A 24,204-nucleotide genomic window follows, 5' to 3' on the forward strand; every position below is an offset into this window, starting at 1 on the left:
TCGACATGGCAAGCGTGAACTGGGACGTCTTCGCCGCGCTCCCGGGCAGCCGGCAGAACAATTTCGAGAACCTTGCCCGCCACCTGATTCACCGCCACTATGGGAGCTTTGGAGACTTCAAGGCGCTGGCAAACCAGCCCGGCGTGGAGTTCCACCTCAAGCTGCGGGACACCTGTCCGCTGGGCGACGCCGGGCGCTGGTACGGCTGGCAGTGCAAGTGGTACGACCTTCCACCTGGCAGGGCGATCGGCACCACACGCAAGAAGGTCATCGAGGACGGAATCAAGAAGACGGCCTCGCATGTCCCTGGGATCACGGATTGGGTCTTGTGGACCAAGCACACGCTTACCGAGGCCGATCAGGAGTGGTTCTACGGGCTCGACAGCCATGGCATGACGTTGACCTTGTGGACGGGCCACAACATCGAGGAGCTTCTGGCTGGGCCGGGAGAAATCTACCGAGGCACCTACTTCGGGCATTTGGTCCTCACCGATGACGCGCTTCGCTCCCAGCACACCCGGGCAGTCGAGCCGGTCCGGTTCCGGTGGTTGCCTGAGGCGCATCAGCCGGTTGACGCCGAACGTGCCCTGCGGCGGATGCTCGGTGGAAAGCACGCCAGGGAAGAAATCCACGAGGCCGTGACCCGACTCCGGGAGGCTCAAGCAGCGATCAACGCCGACCGTCTCGGACTACCCGAGGACTTGGTGGCGTCCATCGAGTCGACCCTTATGCATCTGGAAGACGTAGCCGTTCACCTATCCAGGGTGAATGACGCCCTCATCGGTGGCGACTGGGAGTCGTTACGGAACCTCGCTTCCGATGTGCCAACGGCTCCCGAGGACGTCCGTCAGCTTCCTCGCCGGCTACGGGCACAGCGGCAGCCCTCCATGTCCGTGACCAACGCGCTGGACGACCTGAACCAGGCCTACGAGCTCCTCCGGGTGACCGACCGCGACACCCAGGTGGAGATCGTCGCGGTCACCGCCGCAGCCGGGAACGGCAAGACCCACCTGTCCGCCCAAGTAACGGCAGCCGAGGAGGCACGTCCGGCTGGCGTATTCCTCCGCGGACACGGACTTTCCGCTCGGGGGACACTCGACGACCTCGCCCGCCAGGTCACGCTGAACGGGCAGCCGTGTCCGAGCATGGATGCTCTGATCGCCGCCGTCGACGCTGCAGGGGAACGCACCCATCGCCGACTGCCGATCATCATCGACGGGCTGAATGAGTCTGAAGACCCGCGTGTCTGGAAGCTCCTGATCGCCAACGTCAAAAGCGTTCTATCGGAGTACCCGCACGTCCTGCTCGTATGCACGCTGAGGTCGACATTCGTGGAGGAGTGCCTGCCTCCCGACACGCTCCAGATCACCATCGACGGGTTCGCCGCTGACCAGAAGGCGGCAGTTGCTCGGTACATGGATTACTACAAGATCGACTCCGGTGACGCTGAATTGCCGGAGGGCCTACTTGATCATCCGCTGACTCTCCGGCTCTTCTGCGAGGTGGCAAACCCTAAACGGGAACACGTTGTGGGCGTCGAGTCGATTCCACACTCGCTGACCGCGGTGTTCGCCAGCTATCTCCAGCAGGTCGCCACCCGGGTCGCAGAGCTGTCGCCCATCGGGCACCGCTTCTTCGAAACCGATGTCCGCGAAGGCTTGGAGAAGATTGGCCTGTGCCTGTGGGAACACAATGCCAATGGGTTCCGGGTCTCCAGCCTCCGCGAACTCATCGACAACGGAGCCAGCTGGGAAGGCAGCCTGATGCGAGTGCTGGAGCAGGAGAGCATCCTCCTCCGGGACCCGATCGGCGAAACCGGCGAGGTTGGGGTGAGTATCAGCTACGACGCCCTCGCCGGGCACGTCATCGCCCAGGCAATTATCGCCACCCACAGCCGAGACCAGATGAACGCATGGCTTAAAGACCCGGCAACCGTCGCCGCCTTCGCTGGCAATCGGGGCGACCGGCATCCTCTCGCAGAAGACATCTTCGTAGCACTTGCCGGCCTGCTGCCACGTCTCCACCGTCGGCAGCTATGGGCCATGGTGCCCGACGACATGCGCGTTCGGGCATTAATCCCGTCCGCAGGGCTGGAATCCACGTACCTCGACATGCCCACCGTCGAGGCGCTGGCCGAACACGTCCAGACCGCGTCACCAAGCTCATCCGCGATGGTGCTACGCCGGTTACGCGAGACCCGGGCCTCCCTCAACCATCCGCTGAACGCCAGCTTTCTCCACGAGACGCTCAAAGCGATGTCTGTCCATGAACGCGACCTTCGCTGGACCGAGTGGACGCGCAAGAACTGGCGTGCACTGACGCGCGACCTCCAGGATCTGGAAGCTGGATGGCGCGCATCACCCGTGCGCACGGCTCGTGACTTGCTTCGGGCCCGCTGGGCGATGTGGGTCCTGACAAGCACCGTGCGAGCGCTTCGGGACCAGGCCACCAGGTCGCTGTACTGGTTCGGGCGACACGAACCCGAGGCGCTGTTCACGATCACCATGGAGTCATTCGACATCAACGACGAGTACGTCTCCGAGCGCATGGCTGCGGCAAGCTACGGCGTCGTGATGGCCCACCAGGTACATGACACGACGATCGCCCAAGCGCTTCCCCCGTTTCTGGCGGCCCTCGTCGAAACGCTCGTTGGGCCCGCCGCCCGCCGCCCAACCAACCACTGGCTGACCCGCCTGCACGTCCACGGCATCTTCACCTTCGCCGCCACGTACTACCCCGGAGCGGACACAGCGGCCCTGGACGCCAACGGACGGATCGCATTCGGCGAAGGTCCCGCCGTCAACCTCCTCGAGGACTCTGATCCGCGCTTCGAGGACGTCGGTGACGCTATACACATGGACTTCGAGAACTACACCCTTGGACGGCTACTTCCCGAGCGCAGCAACTACGACTTCGATGACCCGGAGTATCAGCAAATCCTGACCAACGTGCGCAGCGGGGTGGCGGAACTGGGCTGGTCGCGCGACAGGTTCACGGCCATCGACTCCGAGATCGCCGAACGCTCCTATCGAGACGCCGACAGGGAGGGTAACCCCGAGAGATACGGCAAGAAGTACAGCTGGATCGCCTTCTACGGGCAGGCCGGCGCGCTCGATGATCGGGGAGAACTCAAGCCTCGCTCCGAGCGTCTCTCCGACCTCGGCGTCGACCCATCCTTTCCTGAGAGACCGACACCGCTGCCCATCGCCCTCGGGGACTGGGCTACGCCGACACCCACCAGCGACGAAGACTGGATCGTCCTCGGCGAGGTGACTGTCCCCGACGAACTGCTGTACCCGGCCGAACTCAACGGGCATCCCGGACCCTGGATCGCAGTCGGAGGACACCTCTCCACCAGGGGACAGACTCCCGGCCGGAGAGTCTGGGGACTCCTCGCGACTGCACTCGTCGCACCCGAGCACGTCGACGCCGTCCGCGAAGCGCTCCAGTCACGCCCGTACCCGGGGCGCGACTGGATTCCCGAGGCACCCGAAGATCACTACACGTTCGCCGGAGAGATCCCCTGGCATCCGCACTTCGCCCACGTTCACGAAGACGATCGCCAGGACGACCCGTACCTAGGGGCGATCCGACTTGAAGGCCGAGTGCTGGTTCCAGCCGAGATCGTGACACATCGATTCGGCTGGGAGGGATATCACTCCCCGCTCAACGACGCCGGACACCTGCTCGTACCCTCACGCAACCTGTCCACGGCGATGCAACTCACGGCCGAACCGCAAACGTTTAACCAATGCGCACCCGACGGAAGCGTCGTAGCGCTGACCTTCAGCGCACCCAGCCGCTTCGAGGGCGACCTGCTATATATCCGCGAGGACATCCTCAACAGCTACGCGGCAGGGAGAGCGTTGATCGGGTTTTTTTGGGGTGAACGGCTTCCTACCCCGTATCCACACGACCAACCGCAATGGCTCCAGGAGGCACGCGAACTAAACGCCGAAGTCTGGAGGCACCTAGTAGTCCGCGAGTTCATGATAGCCAAGCCTTCGACGCGATGACTGGAACCGGTGGTTCCCGTGGCCAGCCTGTCGCGCAGACGTACGTCCAAATCGCCCTACGCCGACAGCCCGGACTCCCAGGCAGGTGGGCTTGCTATCCGCCGACCTTGGGGCGCTCCAATCATAAGAACAGGGCGTCGACGTGATGCAGCGGGCGCTCCCGCGATGCTGGCGGTGTACCAATAATTGTCATTCTGTGGGCCATCGCCCAGTAGTCGCTCTCGTGACGGCGTTCCCGCGGTAGTCACGGAGGGGCTGGCGTCACCGTCGGCGCATGATCGCGTAGACCATCCTGCTGCTCGCGAACTCGGAGATTGTGATCAGTTCCCAGCCGAATCGTTCCAGCACCTCTGCGGCGGCGACGGCTTGCGTGACCTGGTCACCGCCCACGCCGCGATGCGACAGGACGGTGAGAAGCCGGTATGGGTAGACGCGCAGGTCGACACTGCCGCCGAGGACCGCGTCGGTGGTGACCGTTCTCGTGCGGGCTATCTGCTCCGGTGTCTCACGGGCGGCCATACGTGAACCCTAGTTGTCGCTTGCACGGACAGTCGCGTTCGGTGACAGCGGGTATGTTCGGGTCGTGCCTACCTCGGTCCGTCTCCCGGCCGTCGCCGCTGCCGTACTGCTCGCCGTGGCGGTGGCTGGCTGTGACAACGCCGATGATGGTCCCATCGCGGCGCCTACCCCGCCATCTGCCTCGGCTACCGGCGTCACGGCCAGCCCGACAGCACCTGCCGAACCGGCGTACACCGCGGATGGGCTGGACCTGTGCGCGAGGACGGATGTGAAGGTCGTGGCGGACCTGGCGCCCGAGGTGACCCGCGAAGATCCGCGGCCGCCGCTGGCTCGGCCCGGTGCCGCCTGCCTGTTCGAGATGCGAACGAAGGCTGGCTACCAGGCGAATCTTCGGGTGGAGGCGTCGACGCTTGCAACGGCCGACGAGGCGCGGCAGCTGTATCGCGGGACGAGGCGGGCTACGGGGATGACGCCCGCCGGAGTTGTGCCAGGGGTGGGGGAGGAGGCGGAGGCTTTCACCAAGCGGTCATCACCGGGGTTCAAGTACGCCGAGTACATGGTGCACGCGCGTACCGGCAACCTGGTGGTGAAGGTGTGGCTCGCCGTCGGCGGCGACTCCTACGTTGCGAACTCGGCGCTGGCGGAGAAGTCGTTGACGATCCTGCGGGCCACGCAAGCGGCGGTGCCGACGGCCTGAGCGGCCTTGACTCGTCCCCCCGAAACCACTGCCTTTTGGCGTGAACGCCCACGCTTGCCGGGTAGCGCACGCTGTGGCCTCTGGAGAGGGGCGCCTCGTGCTGGGTCAGTCCCGAACGGCTTGCGGCCACTGGCTTCCGGGTAGCTTCGAGTAGTCACCGACCTGGGTGGCGATGTCCCGGATGTTGCCGAGGGCGTCCATGAAGCGCTGCCCGACGGTGAGCAGGGTGTTGAGGCCGGCGGTGACGAGGTCACCGACCGATTTGGCGAGGGTGGAGATGGCCCAGGGGATGTCGATGACGGTGCTGGCCTCGGTGGCGGCCTGCGTCAACTTGCCGGCGAGTCCGGTGACGATCTTGGCCAGCTCGACGGCGTAGTCGACGTTCGAGCGGGCGATCTTGAACAGCCATTGGCTGATGAACTCGGCCTTCAGCACCGACTCGTCGATCGCGGCTTTCTGCTTGGTGGCCTTGGCGTTGTAGGCGATCGCCGCGTCACCGCTCCACTTGGCGATGTTGTCGCTGCGCGGCTCGGTGGCGGTGAACGACAACTCGGAGACGGGCGTCTTGACGTCGTTGACCCACCGGAAGCTGACGTTGATCAGCGACAGCACCGGCACCTGGCGTTCCAGCGCGTGGTCGACCTGGTCGAGCACCGTGTTCATGGCCCGGCGGGTGGCGTCGAGGTTCTGCTTGATCCACCACAGCCCGGCGGGTCCGAGAAGCCACCTGTGCTCGTTGACTCGGTCCACGATGTCGTTGAAGGAGCCGACGGCTCGGTCGATGCCGGAGCGGATCTGGTCGAACGCCTTGTTGAACGGCTCACCGTACTCAAGGTCGCTGCTTGCGGGCTGCACCTGCACTGCCTTCCATCGTCATGCGCGGTAGATCTTGTCGAGGTCCAGGGAGATGACCTCGTCGGCCCGGTCGTACTCGTCAGCGATGCGTCGCAGCGCCGCGCCGATCTGATCGAACTCGGTGACGGCGCCGTTGAGGATCCGCACCATGAATGTGTGGAAGTCCCGGTAGGAGCCGGCGTGCAGGACGACGCTCGCGTCGCCGATGAAGAACGCGGACGGCTCGAGGTGCAGCTGTTCGGCGGCTGTCTTGACCGCCGCGATGCTGTCGGACATCGCCAGCCACTTCTTGCCCTCGTCGCGCAGCGCGTCGGTGATGACTTCCAGGTCCTTCATGATCGCGCCTCCGTCTCGCCGGGACGGGCGAGCTCGTAGGTCCGGAAGAGTGATCGGGTCTCGAACCGGAGTTGTTCGGTGTCCATGCGGGCGACGCGCGCCGTGTCTGAGGTGATCGCCGTGATGCCCGCGCCGCGCAGGTGAAGCGTCAGGCATCCGTGCGGACTGGAGATCGTCCGTTGCTCGGGCTGCTTCGGTGCGTGGGTCAGCCGGGCGAGTTCGGCGTCGATGTGGTGCAGGGCGCCCCACGTGCGCTGCAGCCAGAGGGCTTGGTCGAGTTCGGGCTTCGTGCTGGTGGCTGGCGGCTGTGCTGGTCGTGCCGGGGCGGGCTGGTCTCGCTGCAACTCCTCGAGTGCGGTGGTTTCGAGGAGGCTTCCCAGCGCGCGGGTGTATGCCTCGTAGACGGCATCCCCGATACGGGTCACGCCGGCCTGGCGTCGCCAGTCGTGGCTGATCGTCACGTCCTCCACCTGTCCGGACCTGGCGAGGACGAGGCTCACGGACGCTGTGCGGTCCTGGCCGGAGTGGAGCCTCGGCGCGGACCGGGAAGCGAACTCGTCGACAGCGTGTGCGGCGTTCGTGCGAAGCGTCTCGTCGTCGCCGAGGAAGTCGAGGTGTGCCATGGACAGCCGAAGGTTGGCTCTGTCTCCGAACATCAGTCTCAGCCCCCGCGAGATGGCCAACGCATACGGTGATTTGCTCGTTACGGCGCAGGGACACCGTACGGGAAACGCGAGAGCCCATGGGGGAGGGTGTTCGGCTTCCTGCGGCAGTCTGCCGCCGAGGCCGAGGATCCGCCGCGCGTGGAGCTCTTGCTGACCGCAGGGTGGCAGTGTGTGTGCCGACGGCGGTAGACGGAGGGAGCGGCGGTGGATGCCCGTTTGCGGTGGAGGCTTGCCGTCCCGCTGATCGGTCTGAGCCTGCTGATGGTCGTCCCCGCCATCGCCGGAGCCTGGGTGTTCTGGTTCGAGTTCGGGAACACGTATCGGCGTTGAGCGTCGTCGTGTGTGTGCTGTTGCTGGCTCAGTCGGGGCTGGCGGCATCGATCGGTGTCCGGCCGGTACGGGATGTGCCCTGGCTGAGGATCGCGTTGATCGTGCTCGCGTTCGTGCTTGCCTGCGGAGTCGCCGCGGTCCGTGGATCCCGTTGACTGATTACACAAGGGTGGGCTGCGGCGTGAGGCGGGGATAGAACTTGGGTGCGGGTGCCGTTCTGCCGCTTCTGTTCGCGACGGTTCTTCGCGCGGGCGTGGAGGGGCTGTTGCTGGTTATGCGGGATGGCCGTTGCTGGTCCAGGTGATCGCGATGGTGGTGTGCGGGCGGGGGATCAGTAGCCGCAGGTGGTTGGTGGGGCTGGGTGCGGTGCCGGTGGGGTAGACGGCGATGTGCGGGCCGGGTTGGTGTCGGTGGTGGCGGTCCCAGGTGCCGATGAGGTCGAGCATGCGGTCGGTGAGTGCGGCGGCGCGGGGCCCGTAGCCGTGGGCGCCGAACTGCCAGGTGGTGTTGTCGAGTTGGCGGGTGGCGAGGTAGGCGATGCTGTCGGCGGTGAGCAGGGCCGGGCAGGCCACCCAGTTCTGCGGTGCCAGGTCGGCGGCGCGCTGCCGGTCGACGGCGAGCAGACCGTGAGGGTGGGGTTGGCTGGCCAGCCATAGTTGCAGGGTGTCGAACGGGGTCGCCGGTGGGGTGGTGACCGGTGACCAGGCGTCGTGCCGCGGTCCGTCGAGGGCGGCGGGCAGCGCGCGGAGATCCAGGGCCTCGGTGACAGGGTCGTCGACGAATACGGTGACGTCGTCGCCGCGTAGGTGGTGTGGTGTGACGGGGTTGGCGCCGGCGCCTTGTATCGGGACGAAGCCGCAGACGAGGGCATTGGTGGCGACGAGGTGTCCGCTGTCGCGGATGAGGGTGAGGCAGCGGGTGTGGCCTCGCATCCGAAGTGGGGCGACGAGGACGCCGTCGGGGGTGAGCTGGTCGGTCCAGGCGGGTGGGATGTCGCTGGTCTCGACGGTGACGATGATGGCGTCGTACGGGGCGGCCGCCGCCCAGCCTTTGTCCGCGTCGGCGTGCACCGCTGCAACGTGCGGGTAGCTGGCGGTGTCGAGGGCGGTGCGGGCGTGGGCGGTGACGGCGGGGTCGATGTCGATGCTGGTGACCGTGCCGTGTGGGCCGACGACCTCGGCGATGAGCGCGGCGTTGTAGCCGCCGGATCCGACCTCCAGCACCCGTGCGCCGGGTTGGAGGTGGGCGGCGTGCAGCATGGCGGCTTGAAGCCACGGCGCTGAGATCGAACTGGTCGCCTTGCCGTCCGGGCCGCGGCGGGTGACTACCACGTGGTCGGCGTACGCGGCCTCGACACTGATTCCCGAGGGCGTGAACAGGTGGCGGGGGACCTGTCTGAAGGCCGCTTCCACGGCCGGTGAGGTGATCGCACCGTCGGCGAGCAGCTTGTCGACCAGTCGAGCGCGAGCCGTCTCCGTGAGCTCGGTGTCGAGCGGATCGGCCATTGTTGGCTCCCTGCGGTTCGGGCGCTCAGCGCGCGTGTTCATTCCTGACTTTGTCGGGCCGAGATCCTGTGGCGTGGGGTGACCTTGTCCAGCCTGTCGGTTGTCAAGACCGCCGGGCCCTCGGCTGCGGCTCACGGCCTTGAGCTACGCCCCGCGGACCCGGTGGATCGCCCAGTCGCCGGTCCATCGGGCGAGGTCGTGTACCCAGCGCTCGGTGTTGTGTCGGGCCTTGGCCGCCCACTTCGCGGCGTTGGCCGAGGCGAAGTGGTCTAGCACGTCACCGCTTGTGCCGGTCCAGGCCGGGAATTGCCCGAGCCAGTCTTCGGCTTGGTCGGCGGTGTGGCCGCTGCCGATCAGCCATTGGACGAGTAGTGCCAGTTCGACCCATGCCGCTGCCTTGGTGGCCCAGGCCCAGTCGACGATGCGCAGGCCGTGCGGGGTGACGATCAGGTTGGTCGGGTTGAGGTCGGAGTGCACGAGTGTCCCGCCGTCCATCGCCGGGTGCGTGAACCCGAGCCGCTCGGCCGGGGTGAACCACCGATCGCCCGGCGCCGGCGTCTGCTGAAGGTCTTTCAGGGCGGCGGTGAGCAGGTCGAGATCGGGGCTGCCGGGGGACAGGTCGGGGTGAGGGCCGGCGAGATRCTCAGTTCCCACCACCAGCCAGCCATCGGCCTCGAAGTGCCACCGCAGCGCTGGCGGGTACCGGTCGACGGCTTGGGTGACGGCCAGCTCGTAGCGCAGCGACTGGACGGCCCATTCGCCGCAGGCCGCTTTGACGAAGACCGGTCCGGACGGGCCGGTGACGGTCGAGGCGATCTGTGCGTGGTTGCCGTCGGGTGCCGGGGTTGCCTCGAACGCTCCACCGACCTGTTCGGTGGTTTTGGTGATCACGCTGTGGGGCAGGGTCGTCCAGTCGCTGCGCATCAGGTTCTCCTGTTACCGGCCGGGTTGCGGCGGGTTCGGCGGACAGCAGGACTCGGCCTCACCGCCCCAGAATTCCATGTCGATCTGGTAGCCGGTGTCGTGCAACGCCGCGAGGGTGTAGGTGATCGCGGTGCCGTCTCGCATGGCTTCGGTCAGGATCGGCCGGTGGTGCACGTAGTGGCCGGCGATCTGGTGACAGGCGGCGGTGTAGGGCTCGCTGATCTGCAGTAGGGCGTGCCAGACGGCGTCGACCGGTCGGGTGGGCACGACCCGGTAGGACTCGCCGGTTGGCAGGAGCATCCCGAAGTCGGGCTTGCCGACGTGGTCGGCGTGGGCCTTCAGGAAGACCAGGAATTGCCCGACCGCACGCTCGGCGTAGGTGTGGCTTACCTCCTGCCGGGCGGCGAAGTAGCGGGTCAGCTTGTCGAACACCTCGGCCGACACGAGCGTGCGCGGGTCCTGTGCGACGGTCGTGACGGGTTTGTCTGCGGTGATGCTCAAGGTTCCTCCTTGATCGCGAACGGGGATGAGCGCGTATCAGGCCGCCGTCGGGGCGGTGATGCGAGCGTTTGTCGTGCGGTGATGTAGAGGGGACGTCGCGGCCAGGCCGTCGCGGAGGTCCCCTCACCAGCGGCAGGCTGCGGTGCTTGCTCACCGCTGCTTCAGGATTGATCTGCGGAAGGGGCCCCAGGCCACGAAGCGGTCGAACATCTCCTGCGGGCTCGGTCCGTCGTGTGGGTTGAGATGGAACAGGTCACGCATCGCCTCGAACATCAGCCCGCTGAGGTAGATCGAGAGCGCAGGGAGAGCCGATTCGTACTCCACTTTCAACAACAGCCGCGCCTGCGGGCACGGCCACGCCTGACCGCATGCCCGGCATGCCCACGTCGGCCGCAGCGGGGTGTGAGGAGGCGTCGTCTGCGTGCGGTAGCGCGGCCGATCTGGCGTCGGGCCGGCGCCCGGCGTCTGCAACTGCGACGACATCACCGACGGCTCCCAGATGCTCGCACCTGCCGTTCCTGGCGGGGTTGCTCGCTCGGGCCCGTTCGACGGCCAGAGCCGGCCCACGTATGTAGAGCCATGAGGACGTACCTCTTTCCTTCGCCACTGTCGGTAGGCGGTGGCCATGATTCGGTGGCCTGATGCTGCAGTGGCTACGCGTCGCAGCTCGGGTGACCCCTGCTGCTGATCGCGCCTGCGACGGTGGAGGTTGGTGGCCGGCCGGTCAGGGTCCGACGGGGCGCCGGCGTAGGTGGTGTGGCCGCGTTCGAGGATGAGGACGTACGAGAACAGGCCCGCCCGGCGGCCGGTCAGCCGTTCGTGCGCGGCGAGGACCTCGCCGATTTGCGGGTCGACCAGGAGCTGCGAGGTGGATCCGTCGGCGGTGACGGTAAACGTCAGGCCGGTGCAGCCGACGAGGTCGGTGCTCTGGCCGCGGGAGGTGATGCCGGGGATGTCGGCGATGACACGCAGGCTCGTCGCCCGCAGGGCCTGGTCGAGGGATCGGCTGCTCACGAGCGCGACGACACCGCTGATGAGCACCCGCGAATAGGCGAGGTCGGTGGCCAGTTCTCGGGGCGCTACCGCCCCGGCCAGCACGTCCGCGTCTTCCAGGAGTGCTTCGGGCAGGTATGGGTGCAAGCCGCCGGGCAGGTGCTCGTTCGTTTTCCTCGGCGCCTCGCCGGGTGTGGTGTCGATGGGGTCGGCGAGGGCGGTGAGCCGCTGCCACGGGGTCAATCCTGGCCCGGTGGCGCTGGGGTGCGTGGTGGCGGATCGGCTGCCGGCGACCGTGGGCGCGGTCGACGCGGGCCTCGGATGGCCGGGGGAGCTGGCGGGGCAGTCGGCGAGCAGGACGCTGCCGACCAGGTTCACCGCCAGGCGGGTGGGGACCGTCGAGGGGAGCAGCACGGTGTCGGGGGTTCCTTCCTCGTGGTTAGCGGTAGGTGGCGGTGGCGAGGTCGCCGACGGCGGCGTCGACGGCGGTAGTGATGTCGCGGACGGGCCGGTGGTGTTGCTCGGCGATGGCGCGCAGCTGGGCGGCGACGGTGGTGGTGTCGTCATGGAGATAGAGGTGGTCGGTGAGGTTGAGGGCGACGACGAGTCCGGCGAGGGCGGCGGTGTGGTTGTCGGGTTGCTCGCGGCCGTCGGCGAGGTAGCGCAGGCGAGCGCGCGCGATGACGGGCCACCGCTGGTGGGTGGGAAGGTAGGTGTCGGCGCGGATCAGTCCGCCGAGTCGGCGGTGGCTGGTGTGGCGGAGGATTCCTGCGGCGTGCAGGCCGGCGCGGGTGCGTTCGTAGAGGTCGTCGGCGAATCCGCGCAGCCAGTGGCGCAGCGGTGGGGCGGGCCGGGTGTGGCGCAGGCTGGTGAGGGCGGCGTCGGTGATGAGGTCGCCGACGGGCCGGTCGATGTGCAGCCGGATCCGCTGCTCCCTGGCCGGATGGCCGCTGCCGTCGAGGGTGGTGCGGCCGGTGAGGACGAGGTCGATGAGGACGGCGCCGGCGAGACCGAGGGCCAGGGCTTGGCGGTGGATGTGGGGTTGGCCGGTGTCGTCGTTGTGGGCGAGCAGGTACAGCTCGTCGCGCAGCGGCAGCCCGGGCACCGGCGCGGTCATGGCTGCCCCTGGGTGAGGCTGCGGAGCCGGGCGTGGGCGTCTGCGTAGGCGGGCTGCGGCTGGGGGAGGTGGGCTTTGTCGATGGCGGCGAGGATTGTGTAGTTGGGGTCGCAGACGTTGCCGATCGGCGCCCGGCCGGCTTGGGAGATGAGCTGGTAGGCGTCGAGGGTGTCCAGACGGCACAGGTCGGCGGTCCAGGTGGTGAGGTCCTGGTGGGCGATGCGGTAGGCGTCCTCGAGTGGTCGGGCGCAGCCGACGGACATGATCGCGGTGTCGGTTTCCAGCCGCGGCCACGCGGTGGGAAGGCCGCCCTTGATGACCTCGACGGCGAGGGTGGTGACGGTGGCGATCTCCACCGCGACCCCGCACGCCTCCCCTTCGCCTTGGCGGGCGTGTCCGTCACCGAGGGCGAGGAGCGCGCCGTGGACGTTGACGCCGAGGTAGAGGGTGGTGCCGGCGCGCAGTTGCGGGGTGTCGAGGTTCCCGCCGTAGTAGTCCGGGACGATCGTGGCGCGGGTTTCCATCGCGGCGGGGTCGACGCCGATCGTGCCGATCATCGGATCCAGCGGCAGCTCAACGCTGTGGTCGCTGCTGGTGGCGCAGTACCGCACGGTTCCGGCGGTGGGGTCGATGTGGTAGACCCAGACGCGCTCGTCGAGGGGTGGTTGGAGGGTCGCGGTGTGCGGAGTGGAGGTCAGTGCCCCGAAGTACGGGAACGTCGCGGACACTCCCCAGTCCCGGGCCGGGACGATCGAGGCGATGTGGACGGCGAGGGTGTCGCCGGGTTCGGCGTCCTCGACGAAGAACGGCCCCGACACCGGATTCAGATACGGCATCGCGCACACCTGCGACGGCAGGTCCGCCGGCCCTCGCACCCGGCCGCCGAAGCAGTCCTCGGTGTGCACGATGAACACGTCACCGGAGCGCACATGCGCTACCGGGATCCGCCCGCCGAAGGTGTAGGCCAGCTCGTCGCGCGTCGGCCGATACGTGAAGTGACTTCCGGAAGACATCGTGGTCACACCCGCTCCAGGTCACGAGCGGACCGCTGCACTGGCGCCAGGCCGGACAGCGACGGGCGGCGGCCGGTGGCGTAGAGGCCGGCGAGCACGACCATGCCGAGGGCGAGCCAGGCCAGGCCGAGGCGCTGCGCGGCGATGTTCGCGTTCACCACTACGTAGGCGAGGATCGCGAACCCGATACCGGGCATGACGAGGTGTGCCCACCAGTTGCCGCTGCGCCGCCGGATGAGGTGGTGCACGACGACGGAGACGTGCAGGACCAGGAACGCGACCATCGCCCCGAAGTTGATCAGCGATGACAGCAGGGTGATCCCGTCGGCGCGGGTGGCCATGTACAGGCCCAGCGTGAGGGACACGGCGCCGGTGAGCAGGGTGGCGTTGATCGGCACGTTGCGGCGGATCGACACCTTTGCCAGAAAGGCCGGGAGCTGCCGGTCGCGGGCCATCGCGTACAGCAGCCGGGATGTCGCGACCTGCGCGACCATTGAGTTCGGCAACCCCCACGCGATGGCCGTCGCCACCGCGCACAGCATCGCAAGCCAGCCGCCGCCGGCCACCGCGGCGGCGTCGTAGAAGGCGGTGCCGTTCGGGTCAGCCTGCGCCAGGAGCACGCCTGGGTCGGGGACGAGCATCGCGGCCAGCCACGTCTGGGCGATGAACAACACCCCCGCCAGGACGAGAACGGCGGCCATTGCCCGGCCGATCTGCCGAGAGCCGCCCCTGGTTTCCTCGGCCAGCATGCTGATGCCGTCGAAGCCCAGGAAGCTGAGGACGGCGATCGACACCGCCCCCGCGACCACGGCCCAGGTGAACGTGTCGGCGTTGTAGAACGCGTCCCAGCTGAACCGGCCCCTACCCGAGGCGAGAGCCCAGCAGGCGACGGCCAGAAAGACCGCCAGGACGATCAGCTCGCCGACGAGCATCACCCGAGTCACCATCGCGGTCATCCGTATGCCGACCGAGTTGACGACCGTGTTCACCGCGACGAACCCCAGCAGCCACAACCACACCGGCACCGCCGGCACCGTCGCATGCATCGCCACCGACGCCACCAGATACAGCAAGCCCGGCACGAGAACGTAGTCGAGCAGGATCACCCAACCGGCCAGGAAACCGACCGGTGCGCTGATGCCCCGGCCGGCGTAGTTGTAGACGCTGCCCGACATCGGGAACGCCTTGACCATCTGAGCATAGGAAAACGCCGTGAACACCAACGCCACCACACCGACCGCGTACGCCAGGGCCACCATCCCACCGGAGCCGGCGTACACGCTGCCGAAGATCGCCATCGGCGCGATCGGCACCATATACACCAAGCCGTACGCGACCAAGTCCCGGAACCGCAGCCTCCGGCCCAACTCTTGGCGGTAGCCGTAGCGCGCCAATTCATCCTGTGGCTGCATTAGACCCTTCCATCGAATTCGTAAGGGGGGCCGGAACATCTATCGCCGTGCCACCCATGAGAGGCTTATCGCTCCGAATGGTGGCTCGCTCTGAATGCCTTGGTCGATACCGGAGATGCGGACAAGGATTGATGTCCGCATCGAAGCTGCATCGAGAGCCGACACGAGAGGGCGGGCACGTTACAAGGAGGCATCCAGCGGCAGGGACACACCGCTCGGGCGTAGAGTCGGTCGTCTGAGCACTCGCGGCGCCTGCAGGGCCGAGATCAGCCGCTGGCCCTGCCGACGCCCGGACGACCGGTTGAGGAGCCTGCCGTCGTCCGGCCCGTTGGGAGGGTCGTTCGAGGAGGACATGTGAGGGTGGCGCACAGGACCGCCGAATTATCGGTCGACGACGCCGTCCGCGCCTCGGTTAGCTACGACCAGCTACGTGCCGGTGAGGATGGCCTTTATTGGCTGGAGTCTCGCCCCGGAGCGGACCGGGGTACTACGGTGACACGCTGGCGGGCAAGCGATGGCAAGCGTGACGTCAGTCCGAAGAACTTCGATGTCGCCAGCAGAGTGCATGCGTACGGAGGCGGGTCGTTCGCTGTTGCCGCGGGGACGTTGTGGTGCGTCGCTGGGGACGGCCTGTACCGGAGCCGCCCTCGTAGCAATGAACCCGAATTGGTCAGCCGCGGGTGCTTCGGCGACTTAACGATCGGTGACGGCGAGCTGCTGGCTGTACGAGAGTCGGAGCAGGGTGACCAGCTCGTCGCTGTGTCATTCACTGGCGCCTCGCAGATGCGGACTCTCGTCTCGTCCCCAGGGTTTCTCGGCGCTCCTCGGCCAGGCCCTGGTCGGTTGGCTTGGACCGCTTGGAGTGAGCGCGACATGCCGTGGGATGCCTGCGAGGTGTGGACCGCCTCCTACTCAGGCCACGGTGGGGTCGAGAACCCCGTGAAGCTGGCCGGTGGTCCAGAGGAATCGGCGGTGGAGCCGCAGTGGGGGCCCGACGGAGTGTTGTACTTCGTGTCGGACCGCAGCGGCTGGTGGAACCCTTACCGCTGGAACGGCCTTGAGGCGGAGGCTGTGGCGTCGATCGCGGGTGAGTGCGCTGCGGAGCCGTGGGAGTTGGGTTACACGTCGTATGGGTTCCTCGACGACGGTCGGATAGTCGCGATCGTTCAGGAGGGGCCGCGACAACGCCTTGTCGTCATCGAGCCCGACGGCACTGTCTGCCCGGTCGACCTTCCTTACACGTCGATCAAGCCGTACCTCGCCATCCAAGGGACGACGGCGGCGTTGATCGGATCCTCACCGACCGCAGCCCCGCAGGTCGCTCTCGTGGACCTGGCGGGCGCTGACGTCCGTGTGGAGGTACTTGCCAGACCGGAGCACGCAGAACTCGACCGCACGCGAGTATCGACGCCGACGGAGCTGCGCGTTCGAGTGGCCAGTGGTAGGGAGGTGCTCGCCCTGGTGTACCCGCCGACGGACGCGGCGTCGGACTGGCGGGCACCGGTGATTGTTCGGGCGCATCCTGGGCCGACCGCATCCTGCCTGCTGCGCCTGGACTGGCAGGCGCAGTTCTTCACCAGCCGCGGGTTCGCCGTCGTTGATGTCGACTACCTGGGTAGCACCGGCTACGGCCGGGTGTTCCGGGAATCGCTTTACGGCCGGTGGGGCCTGGACGATGTCGATGACTGCGCTGCGGTGGCGGTTCACCTGCTGTCGACGGGACGGGCGGTGCCCGGCCAGGTGTTCATCCGTGGTGCCAGCGCCGGCGGATACACCGCGTTGCACGCGGTGGCAGAGAACGGGCCGTTCGCTGCTGCGACCGCCGTTTCGGCGATTGTGGATCCGGATCGGTGGGCGCAGACGGTGCCCCGGTTCCAGCGGGCGCACGCGATGCGGCTGGGAGGCGGTGCCGGCCCGGTCCGTGCCGCCGATGTCCAGCGTCCTGTGCTGCTGATTCATGGCACCGCCGACGAGGTGGCTGTCATCGAGGATGTGCGGGAACTCGCCGAGGAGTTGACATCTCTCGGTATGGCGCCCGAGGTGTTGCTCCTTCCGGATGTCGGCCACTACGTAGCGACATCCGATCGAGCAGGCGCGGCGCTGGATGCGGAGCTGACTCACTACCGCTCGGTGATGGCGGGTGCGGCCAACAATCAAGAGGGGTTACACCGCGGCAAGCGGTAGCTGGTGGCGCACATACTCGCCGAACTCGCGGACCTCCGGCTCGCACCGGTAGGGCTCGAGGTCGGCCTGTACCTCGACGATGCGCTGCAGGCAGCGGTGTGAGGTGGTTCGTGCCGTGTAGTCGACTGCTACGCGTGCGGTGGCGCAGGCTTCGTCGATGCGCCCGGCGGCGACCAGCGACGAGGCCAGGAGCGCGGTGTCGATGGCGAGTCGCCGGACGTGAGTAGGGCTTAGGGCGGCGAGAGCGTCGCCCAGGTGCCGTTGAGTCTGCTGCGGTCGACCCAGGTCATGGAAGCAGTGGGCGATCTCGTCGGCGAGGTACGCCGCGTCGAAGTACTGGATCCACGCTGGCTCGATCTCGGGCTTGCTGCGGACCAGTTGCTTTTCCGCGATGTCGAGGTGGAGCAGGCAGTCGTCTTCGCGTCCAAGGCGGGCGTGCGTGCGCGCCACCACCGCGTGCAGCGCTGCGGCCACTGCGGGTGTCGCTCGGGTCTCGCTTCCTCTCACCGCCGTCAACGCCATCCGGCGTGCCGGCTCGGGGTGGCCGCAGTGCAGCGCGAGATGGCCGATATTCACGGCGAGCAGGTAGCTGCCGTACAGGCGGTCGTCGGCGGCTTCGGTCAGACGAAGAGCGCGAAGGTAGCGGCGCTGGGCCAGGCCCTGGGCACCCGTGTCGACCGCCTGGTATCCGCAGAGCTCGAAGAATCCCGCCGCCAGGGTGTAGAGGTGCCGGCCGATCGCCTCCGAGGCGGGCGGGCTGGCAAGAAGCCGGTTCAGTTCGCGTTCGACGTACCGCTGCACCTGGGCGTGGACTCGTCCGGCCCCGTGGGTGTGATCCAACTGGCGGAACATCGCTAGGACAGCCTCAGCGGAGTCGAGATCTTCTTCGCAGACCCGATCGGGCGCGTCGGCTCGGGCGGCAATGGGTACATGGGGCCCCGCTGAGGCGTTCAGCCAGTCCAGCGCGGCGCGGTCAAGAACGCCGGGTTGGAAGGGGACACGGACGACCATGTCCGCCGCCCCAGGCGTCTTCACCGCCTGGGCGGCCAGCAGGGTGCTGCCGTTGTTAGGACCGCTCGGGGATGTTGTCCGCGTGCGCTCGTTGGCGCGACTTGCCTCGAGAAGCGGTAGCAGGCGGACCAACGCTCCTTCGGCCGCCAACGTCCTGTCGCAGGCTTCAACGAATTCTCGGGACGGGAAACGGTCCGCTGTTTCCACCCGACGCACTAGGTCAGCGCTGAATCGGATCATCGCGCCGAGTCGCGCCTGCGAGAGGTTGGCCCGCTCTCGGAGCCGACGCAGCTCAGCGCCGAAGAAGTGGCGCTCAGACAGGGACGGCTGGAGCATACGCGGACTCTGGCCCATAGCACCGCCTCCTCTGGCTGTTCTCCCGCCAATGGCGGTGGGCAGCATAGATATCGCGCACATAGGGTCACTCAGTGTTCAGTGTGGCGCAACCAGGAGCACCCAGACGCGCAGATGCAGGAGCGAGTCATCGGTGACTGCATGCGGACAACCGCTTTGTCCGCATCGATTGCTTCCACTCCACCGCCTTGAGGGGCGAGAGTGGAGGAGACCGGGTTCTTCCGGGGCTGATCTCCAACACGTCATCTCCGTCGCGCACGTCGACGGAGATCACATCGACAGTGGATATGCCTCGGTGACGGAGCGGTGGAGTTTGCCGCAGCCTGTGCGAGGCGGGATGGCCCGGCGCCGGCAGGCCACTTGGCAGCGGGAACTCTAGCCGTGCTGGGGTGGCGGTTAGCGCGATACCGAAGGTCCTTAGCCTTTGACTCTGACTAGTGGCCATATTTGTGGAAGTTCTATGGCTGAATCGAGGTCTACCCTCGTGATAGCAGAAGTTGATTACGGAGAACGCTCCGGGCTACCGAGGTGTTGGCCCAGGATGCGCCGATTCGGTGGTTCCGGCCGATTCATGACCACCCTTGGTGAGTTGCTGCCGCAGGTAGATGGTGTCGCCGGGACGCGACGACGCGCCTGGGAAGGGATTGCGCGCCGAGCCATCGGTCGATGTGCTGAAATGGCGTGGGTGATGGCGCGGCGTCTGGCGTGGGGGAGGCGACGTCCTTTGCGGACAACGACGTAGCCTTTAACTCATGAAGGTCAATCCCGATCCGGGCGGGTGTGTACATGGACGAGGAACGCAGCAGTGCGGGGTTGGCGGGTACCACCACGCGTCGACGAGCGATCGGCGTGCTGGTGCTTGTCGCAGTGGGCGGGCTCGTGTGGGCTCTCCTTCTGCTTGTCGTGTCGCTGGTGGTGCGGTTGCTCGGTGACAGCCTGGGTGCTGGCGCCCGAACGGCGATCATCCTTGCTGGCACCATCGTCGGTGCCGCCCTGGCAGGCTGGTTCGCGCAGGCGATCCTGGGGCCGGCTGTCGAACGATTCGTCTCTAGCTGGGGTCGAGATCGCTAGATCCTAGCGACGGTCCTCGCTGTCTCCTCCTCGGCGTCTGTTGCTGATCAAGGTGCGAACCCCTTTAAGGGCTGCGAAGGCGCTGACAGACCCCACCACACTGGCGGCTACCGGCAACGGGCCGATCTCCTTGAGGAAGACGATGGCTATGACGGCTGGCGGGAGCATGAGTGCCCAGAGCACGGCGATGAGGATGCCGGCGATCTTCCATCGCTCTTTGGTGGTCTTGGCGTGGTCTAGCTGACGCTCGATGAAATCGAGGACTGTGACTAGCCAATCGGGCCCACGGTGTACCGACATCGTCGGTCTCGCTGCTGGTGCACTGGTTGGCTGGCTTTCGGACCGGCGTTGCCGCCGCTGCGGCGAGCTTGAAGGCCGCCTGCCTTCACGCTTTTCGGGACGGTGCGGTGCCCGAGGTGTGGACCTGTTGTTCGAGCGCACCTCGGAACGAGGCGTGTCAGAGACCCCCTCGCGGCCGGGCTGGCTGGCGTTCGGTCCCCTTGTGGAGGGGTTGGATGCCTGTCTGGGTGTTCGTGTTCGCGGGTGGTCTGCGCGCTCGCCGGATGAGGCGCAGTCATCCTCGCGGGGAGGAGTGCTGGACACCGCTTGGACTCCAGTTTCGTGCTGGCTCGGGGCCATGGTCGGGGTAGTGGGTCACGAGACGAAGCTGCCTCGTGGAGTTCAGCGGTGGGCGGCTCCAATAGGTGCGGCCGAAAGGTGGCTAGTCGCTATCTGACGCTAGCAACGGTACCGTTTGGGGGCTCAGTAAGTCGGCGACTCGCCGACGATGAGCAGGCAAGACCACGCCGTACGCAGAGATGGTAACTCTTAGTGGCGACCTCTCGGTGAGGCTAAAAGTTAATAAATCGGCATATAGGAGAAATCGGGCATGATGGCCAGTGTTGGGCCGGCGGTGCAGCGACGGCGGCTGCAGGTTGAACTTCGCCAACTCCGAGAGCGGCAGAGTAAGACGCAGAGGGAAGTCGCCAGCGATATTGGCTGGTCGCTGTCCAAGCTGATCCGTATCGAAACAGGGCAAGTCGGACTCTCGCTCAGTGACCTTAGGGCGCTCCTTGCCGAATACGGTGTCGGCGACCCGGAGGTCCGATCGCGCCTGGAAGCTCTCGCGCGAGAGGGCCGCAAGCAGCAGTGGGGGCGGTACCGGGACGTGCTCAATCCCGATTTCCTTGCTTACCTGGGATTCGAAGGATCGGCGGCGACGATCCGCCAGGCCGAACCTCAGGTTCTGCCGGGTCTTCTCCAGACCAGCAGGTACGCCCGAGCAGTCATTGCAGGCGTCGGTGGAGCGGAGGTGTCCAGTTCGACGGTCGACCGGCAGGTTGAAGTCCGTATGAAGCGTCAGGAGGTATTCAAGCGCGAAGCCCCGCCGGAGATGTTCTTCATCCTGGACGAGTCGGCGCTGAGGCGGCCCGTGGGGGGTCGGGCGGTAATGGTCGACCAGCTCAATCACCTGGCGCGGATGGCTGCGCTGCGCCATGTGCACCTCCGGGTCATCCCACTGGAGCGCGGGGCGCATCCCGGCCTACGAGGCGCATTCGTGCTCCTCGAGCTTCCAGGGCTTCCCGGGTCGTCCAACCGCAGTCGTGGCGCTATGCTCTTTTTGGAGAGCAGTCAAACCAGTTTGATAACGAAGGACAATGCGGCAGCGATCGCAACATACGAGCAGGAATTCAAATTCCTGCAAACTTTAGCCCTGCCCGAAGGAAAAACGGTGAAGCTGATCACCGACATTGCCGCAAGTCTGCGGCGGGCGGCTTTGTTGAAGCGTAGGCGGCGCAGGCTGTATTCCAACGGTCATCGCGGCGGTCATAGGTAAAGAGACGCGCGTTGGTGCCTCGTCTAGGAGCGCGTAAAGGGCCTTACGCTTTTAGTGTCGAAACGAAGGTCATCCATGCCTCCTTCGTGAAGTAAAGGCGGGAGCCGTCTGGATTCTTCGAGTCTCGGACCGCCGTGAAGTGAGGTGTGAGTCGAACCTCAACACAATTGTTGTCGCCAGCAAGGCTGCGCCTGCTCTTCTTCCACGACGTATCGGTCATTCCTGCACCTCCGGAGTGGATCGTGAGGGCGGGGGAGGTTATGCAGGCGGCAGCCCGGTGCGTCGCATTGATCATAATTGCCATCGATGCTGCAGCGCATAAGGCGATTGTAAGCGCGCTGCCATGTCGCCACCAGGGTTCCGGTTTTGACTTTTGCGTAGATCCTCGTGCTGTGCTTACTGCAGGACGCGTAACGCACATTCGATTTGAGGGTTGCATCAGTCGATGACATCGGAGTGTCCATAGAAGTTCTACTATCAGACGTGTGGCGGAGCAATGCGGCAGCGATCGAGGTGCCCTGGAGTCGCTGGTGGCCAGTCGCGCGGCCTTGAATCTAGTCGCGCCCTGCGCCTCGTCTGCGAGCCCGCCTCGTTGCTTTCGATGATAGGAACCCGTCGAACCCCGAAAGCGGGTGCCGCCGCCTTGTGTGTGATCTACGGCTCGAGCGCGCCTATCCAATCACGCTACGTGTCGATCTGCGCTGGGTCGGCGCCGTCTGCCAGCACGCCGACGGCAGCAGCCGAGGGCCGGTGCTTCTGAGGGCGTCGCCAGCCCTTCACAGTGGCGAGTGTCGATGGACATGATGAGGTAAGACGGTGCTATCCCACGACCGCCTCACCTAGGAGGCCCCATGCGACTCTCTCGACGGCTCACCACACTCTCACTGGCTCGGCGAGCTCTGACCGGCGCGGCAGCCGTAGTCATCGGCGGCGCCGGCCTGGTCGCCATCGACACGTCGCCAGCGCTAGCGACACCTCCCGGTATTCCCTCCAAAGCCACCGCCCAGTCGCAGCTCAACGCCCTGACGGTCAAGAGTGAGGGGTCGACGAGTGGGTACTCCCGGGATCTGTTCCCGCACTGGATCACCATCAGCGGCACCTGCAATACCCGCGAGACGGTCCTCAAACGCGACGGCACGTCCGTGGTCACCGACAGCAGCTGCGCGGCGACCTCGGGCCGCTGGTACAGCCCGTACGACGGCGCGACCTGGACCGCCGCCTCCGACGTCGACATCGATCACGTCGTGCCCCTGGCCGAGGCGTGGCGTTCAGGCGCCAGCGGTTGGACCACCAGCCGGCGGCAGAGTTTTGCCAATGACCTGACCCGCCCGCAGTTGATCGCGGTGACTGACAATGTGAATCAGTCCAAGGGTGACCAGGACCCGTCGACGTGGCAGCCGCCGTTGTCGTCGTACCGGTGCACTTACAGCAAGATGTGGATCACGGTGAAGTACAACTGGGGGTTGAGCTTGCAGTCGTCGGAGAAGTCCGCGCTGCAGAGCATGCTGAACACCTGCAGCTCCTAGCCTTCCGCACCGCCTCCTGGGCTGACCGCACGAGCGCCGACGCACGGCAACCCCTGAGCCGCTCGTCATCCGCCCCATCCGCGCGCCTACGGATGGCGGCGCCGACGCGCTGGAGGGCGGGTCGCCACACCGGACCCGCCCTCCAGCGCCGAGACGCAATCGGAAGGGGCGTAGGTGCCGCCGCGGGGCGATCACCCGGTTGGGACGATGGCACCGTCACGGGCCCACAGGGTGCTGCCGTCGGGCCAGACAACGGCCGGCTCGTCGATGCCGTGCAGCAGGCCGTCGTCGGTGAGTCGCAGAACGGTGGGGCGTTGCATCATCACGCCCACCCCGGATAGGGGCCACCACGGCCCGGCCGCAAGCGCCACGTCACGGCATCCCTCCCACCCTGGGGTGGGTGCCGTGCCGAGCACCTGCTGGTAGGTGTCGATCGCGGCGAGCACAAGCCAGTCGGGGTAGAGGTTCCAGGCCGGATCGAAGAACCAGTCGCGAGGATTCAGGCAGTAACGGATCACGGCGCGTCCCTCGTCGTTGCGCTTCACGATCGTCTGCTGGTCGCTCCAGTACCAGGCGAATTGCATGATGTAGCTGCCGGTGAGGGTGCGGTCGATCGCCGCCCAGATCGGGCCCAGCACCTGGTTATACACCTGCCGTACCGCCTGCAGCACCGGTGTGAGCGCGGACCGCTCGCCCTTGGTGACCGGGTTGCAGAGGTACCGGTGCTCCATCAGGTTGTAGCGGGCCTCGAAGCCGTCGTAGCGCTGCTCGCCGTAGTAGCCGTGCCATTCCATGAAGTCGTGGAAATCGCCGAAGGCGGTGAACTGGTCGTGGTCGCTGGTCTGCTCCCAGATCGGGGCTCGTGCTGCTGCCAGCGCGTTGTTGAGGGCGTCGCGGCGTACCGAGGCGACCAGTGACGTGTGCCCGTCGTCGAGGAGCTGCCGCACCTGCTGCAGGGCGGCCGGGGGAGAGGGGCACCACAGGAATCGCGACGGCTCGGGATGCCCGGCGCTGCGGTAGGCGAGGCGGACGGCTGCCTCCGCGCGCGCTTGGTCCGCGGGCTCGCAGGACAACGCCGCCTGCGTCCATCGGCTCGCCACGGCTTGTCCGTGCGCTGAGATCGGATTGGTGGAGTCATGCATGGTGTCCTCCTGGACGAATGGTCGATGGTGCGGCATGCCGTTGACGATGCCGCTGCAGGTCAAGTGGCCATGTGCGACCTAGAGGAACCAGGCCCGATCGTCAGTCCCGGCGTTCGCTGTTGTGACCGTGCTGGGCGCCGTGGCCGGTTGCGGTGAGTGATTCAGGGATGACGTGAATGAGATCTTCATGTTTGAC

The 24,204-nt window shown here is 66.6% G+C and carries 21 protein-coding genes; 7 read left to right on the forward strand and 14 right to left on the reverse strand.

Annotated features, from left to right (window positions below):
- Positions 1–14: 14 nt before the first annotated feature.
- A complete protein-coding gene (locus tag A8711_RS24785) occupies positions 15–4,016 on the forward strand; it encodes a hypothetical protein (RefSeq protein WP_124778846.1) in 4,002 nt (1,333 codons plus the stop codon).
- A gap of 261 nt (positions 4,017–4,277) precedes the next feature.
- On the opposite strand, the gene A8711_RS24790 is transcribed toward A8711_RS24785, so the two are convergent.
- Positions 4,278–4,535, reverse strand: coding sequence for a transcriptional regulator (locus A8711_RS24790; protein WP_069089447.1), 258 nt, complete (start codon positions 4,533–4,535; stop codon positions 4,278–4,280).
- 64 nt (positions 4,536–4,599) lie between these two features.
- On the opposite strand from A8711_RS24790, the gene A8711_RS24795 reads away from it, so the two are divergent.
- Positions 4,600–5,232: a hypothetical protein gene (locus A8711_RS24795; protein WP_233607725.1), complete on the forward strand. Its 633-nt coding sequence runs from the start codon at positions 4,600–4,602 to the stop codon at positions 5,230–5,232.
- A 105-nt stretch (positions 5,233–5,337) separates the two neighbouring features.
- Here the strand turns inward: A8711_RS24795 and A8711_RS24800 are convergent, their stop codons facing one another.
- Genes A8711_RS24800 through A8711_RS24810 form a run of 3 tightly spaced genes read right to left on the reverse strand, consistent with a single transcriptional unit; the run spans position 5,338 to position 7,046 of the window.
- Positions 5,338–6,087 carry a hypothetical protein gene (locus A8711_RS24800; protein ID WP_233607724.1) on the reverse strand — a complete coding sequence of 250 codons (750 nt, stop codon included), beginning with the start codon at positions 6,085–6,087 and terminating at the stop codon, positions 5,338–5,340.
- An 18-nt stretch (positions 6,088–6,105) separates the two neighbouring features.
- Positions 6,106–6,423, reverse strand: a complete 318-nt coding sequence (locus tag A8711_RS24805; protein ID WP_069089450.1) for a hypothetical protein — start codon at positions 6,421–6,423, stop codon at positions 6,106–6,108.
- Positions 6,420–7,046, reverse strand: coding sequence for a hypothetical protein (locus A8711_RS24810; protein WP_233607723.1), 627 nt, complete (start codon positions 7,044–7,046; stop codon positions 6,420–6,422). Before A8711_RS24810 ends, A8711_RS24805 begins: the two co-directional genes overlap by 4 nt.
- A 246-nt stretch (positions 7,047–7,292) precedes the next feature.
- Here A8711_RS24810 and A8711_RS32960 point away from each other — a divergent pair, with 246 nt between their 5' ends.
- Positions 7,293–7,418 (forward strand): hypothetical protein, encoded by a 126-nt coding sequence (locus A8711_RS32960; RefSeq protein ID WP_255365686.1) that lies wholly within the window; start codon positions 7,293–7,295, stop codon positions 7,416–7,418.
- A 272-nt stretch (positions 7,419–7,690) separates the two neighbouring features.
- Here A8711_RS32960 and fxlM read toward each other — a convergent pair whose 3' ends face one another.
- The 7 genes from fxlM to A8711_RS24850 form a co-directional block, all read right to left on the reverse strand.
- Positions 7,691–8,923, reverse strand: a complete 1,233-nt coding sequence (gene fxlM / locus A8711_RS24820; protein WP_069089452.1) for a methyltransferase, FxLD system — start codon at positions 8,921–8,923, stop codon at positions 7,691–7,693.
- A gap of 144 nt (positions 8,924–9,067) precedes the next feature.
- Positions 9,068–9,847 carry an aminoglycoside phosphotransferase gene (locus A8711_RS24825; protein WP_069089453.1) on the reverse strand — a complete coding sequence of 260 codons (780 nt, stop codon included), beginning with the start codon at positions 9,845–9,847 and terminating at the stop codon, positions 9,068–9,070.
- Positions 9,848–9,859: 12 nt separating this feature from the next.
- Complete coding sequence (locus A8711_RS24830; protein ID WP_069089454.1) at positions 9,860–10,348, reverse strand: hypothetical protein; 489 nt, start codon at positions 10,346–10,348, stop codon at positions 9,860–9,862.
- A gap of 150 nt (positions 10,349–10,498) precedes the next feature.
- Entirely contained in the window at positions 10,499–10,831 is a 333-nt protein-coding gene (locus A8711_RS24835) for a hypothetical protein (RefSeq protein WP_069089531.1), read from the reverse strand.
- Between the two features lie 949 nt (positions 10,832–11,780).
- Positions 11,781–12,458 carry a GPP34 family phosphoprotein gene (locus tag A8711_RS24840; protein WP_069089455.1) on the reverse strand — a complete coding sequence of 226 codons (678 nt, stop codon included), beginning with the start codon at positions 12,456–12,458 and terminating at the stop codon, positions 11,781–11,783.
- Positions 12,455–13,471 (reverse strand): acetamidase/formamidase family protein, encoded by a 1,017-nt coding sequence (locus A8711_RS24845; protein WP_069089532.1) that lies wholly within the window; start codon positions 13,469–13,471, stop codon positions 12,455–12,457. The genes A8711_RS24840 and A8711_RS24845 overlap by 4 nt, the downstream gene beginning before the upstream one ends.
- A 5-nt stretch (positions 13,472–13,476) precedes the next feature.
- On the reverse strand, positions 13,477–14,883 hold the full coding sequence (locus A8711_RS24850) for an APC family permease (RefSeq protein WP_069089456.1): 1,407 nt from the start codon (positions 14,881–14,883) through the stop codon (positions 13,477–13,479).
- Positions 14,884–15,855: 972 nt separating this feature from the next.
- Between A8711_RS24850 and A8711_RS32170 the strand changes: the two genes are divergently transcribed.
- Positions 15,856–17,067: a prolyl oligopeptidase family serine peptidase gene (locus tag A8711_RS32170; protein WP_233607722.1), complete on the forward strand. Its 1,212-nt coding sequence runs from the start codon at positions 15,856–15,858 to the stop codon at positions 17,065–17,067.
- On the opposite strand, the gene A8711_RS24860 is transcribed toward A8711_RS32170, so the two are convergent.
- On the reverse strand, positions 17,047–18,432 hold the full coding sequence (locus tag A8711_RS24860) for a helix-turn-helix transcriptional regulator (RefSeq protein WP_069089457.1): 1,386 nt from the start codon (positions 18,430–18,432) through the stop codon (positions 17,047–17,049). The genes A8711_RS32170 and A8711_RS24860 overlap by 21 nt on opposite strands.
- Positions 18,433–19,218: 786 nt before the next feature.
- On the opposite strand from A8711_RS24860, the gene A8711_RS24865 reads away from it, so the two are divergent.
- Positions 19,219–19,503, forward strand: coding sequence for a hypothetical protein (locus A8711_RS24865; RefSeq protein WP_124778842.1), 285 nt, complete (start codon positions 19,219–19,221; stop codon positions 19,501–19,503).
- Between the two features lie 889 nt (positions 19,504–20,392).
- Entirely contained in the window at positions 20,393–21,340 is a 948-nt protein-coding gene (locus tag A8711_RS24875) for a helix-turn-helix transcriptional regulator (protein WP_069089460.1), read from the forward strand.
- 43 nt (positions 21,341–21,383) lie between these two features.
- Here A8711_RS24875 and A8711_RS33230 read toward each other — a convergent pair whose 3' ends face one another.
- A complete protein-coding gene (locus A8711_RS33230; protein ID WP_369830127.1) occupies positions 21,384–21,779 on the reverse strand; it encodes a DUF397 domain-containing protein in 396 nt (131 codons plus the stop codon).
- Positions 21,780–22,191: 412 nt separating this feature from the next.
- On the opposite strand from A8711_RS33230, the gene A8711_RS24880 reads away from it, so the two are divergent.
- Positions 22,192–22,866 carry an HNH endonuclease family protein gene (locus tag A8711_RS24880; protein WP_069089461.1) on the forward strand — a complete coding sequence of 225 codons (675 nt, stop codon included), beginning with the start codon at positions 22,192–22,194 and terminating at the stop codon, positions 22,864–22,866.
- A 191-nt stretch (positions 22,867–23,057) separates the two neighbouring features.
- On the opposite strand, the gene A8711_RS24885 is transcribed toward A8711_RS24880, so the two are convergent.
- Positions 23,058–24,008, reverse strand: coding sequence for a DUF6745 domain-containing protein (locus A8711_RS24885; RefSeq protein ID WP_124778841.1), 951 nt, complete (start codon positions 24,006–24,008; stop codon positions 23,058–23,060).
- Positions 24,009–24,204: the final 196 nt, after the last annotated feature.

The organism is Micromonospora sp. II, from assembly GCF_001709195.1.
Taxonomy (GTDB): domain Bacteria; phylum Actinomycetota; class Actinomycetes; order Mycobacteriales; family Micromonosporaceae; genus Micromonospora; species Micromonospora chalcea.

Bases quoted from the DNA above. Each gene is read 5' to 3' on its own strand.
- A8711_RS24790 (WP_069089447.1), bottom strand. From the start codon at position 4,535: ATGGCCGCCCGTGAGACACCGGAGCAGATAGCCCGCACGAGAACGGTC.
- A8711_RS24805 (WP_069089450.1), bottom strand. From the start codon at position 6,423: ATGAAGGACCTGGAAGTCATCACCGACGCGCTGCGCGACGAGGGCAAG.
- A8711_RS24810 (WP_233607723.1), bottom strand. From the start codon at position 7,046: ATGGCACACCTCGACTTCCTCGGCGACGACGAGACGCTTCGCACGAAC.
- fxlM (WP_069089452.1), bottom strand. From the start codon at position 8,923: ATGGCCGATCCGCTCGACACCGAGCTCACGGAGACGGCTCGCGCTCGA.
- A8711_RS24835 (WP_069089531.1), bottom strand. From the start codon at position 10,831: ATGTCGTCGCAGTTGCAGACGCCGGGCGCCGGCCCGACGCCAGATCGG.
- A8711_RS24840 (WP_069089455.1), bottom strand. From the start codon at position 12,458: ATGACCGCGCCGGTGCCCGGGCTGCCGCTGCGCGACGAGCTGTACCTG.
- A8711_RS24845 (WP_069089532.1), bottom strand. From the start codon at position 13,471: ATGTCTTCCGGAAGTCACTTCACGTATCGGCCGACGCGCGACGAGCTG.
- A8711_RS24850 (WP_069089456.1), bottom strand. From the start codon at position 14,883: ATGCAGCCACAGGATGAATTGGCGCGCTACGGCTACCGCCAAGAGTTG.
- A8711_RS24860 (WP_069089457.1), bottom strand. From the start codon at position 18,432: ATGGGCCAGAGTCCGCGTATGCTCCAGCCGTCCCTGTCTGAGCGCCAC.
- A8711_RS24865 (WP_124778842.1), top strand. From the start codon at position 19,219: ATGGACGAGGAACGCAGCAGTGCGGGGTTGGCGGGTACCACCACGCGT.
- A8711_RS24875 (WP_069089460.1), top strand. From the start codon at position 20,393: ATGATGGCCAGTGTTGGGCCGGCGGTGCAGCGACGGCGGCTGCAGGTT.
- A8711_RS33230 (WP_369830127.1), bottom strand. From the start codon at position 21,779: ATGCAACCCTCAAATCGAATGTGCGTTACGCGTCCTGCAGTAAGCACA.
- A8711_RS24880 (WP_069089461.1), top strand. From the start codon at position 22,192: ATGCGACTCTCTCGACGGCTCACCACACTCTCACTGGCTCGGCGAGCT.
- A8711_RS24885 (WP_124778841.1), bottom strand. From the start codon at position 24,008: ATGCATGACTCCACCAATCCGATCTCAGCGCACGGACAAGCCGTGGCG.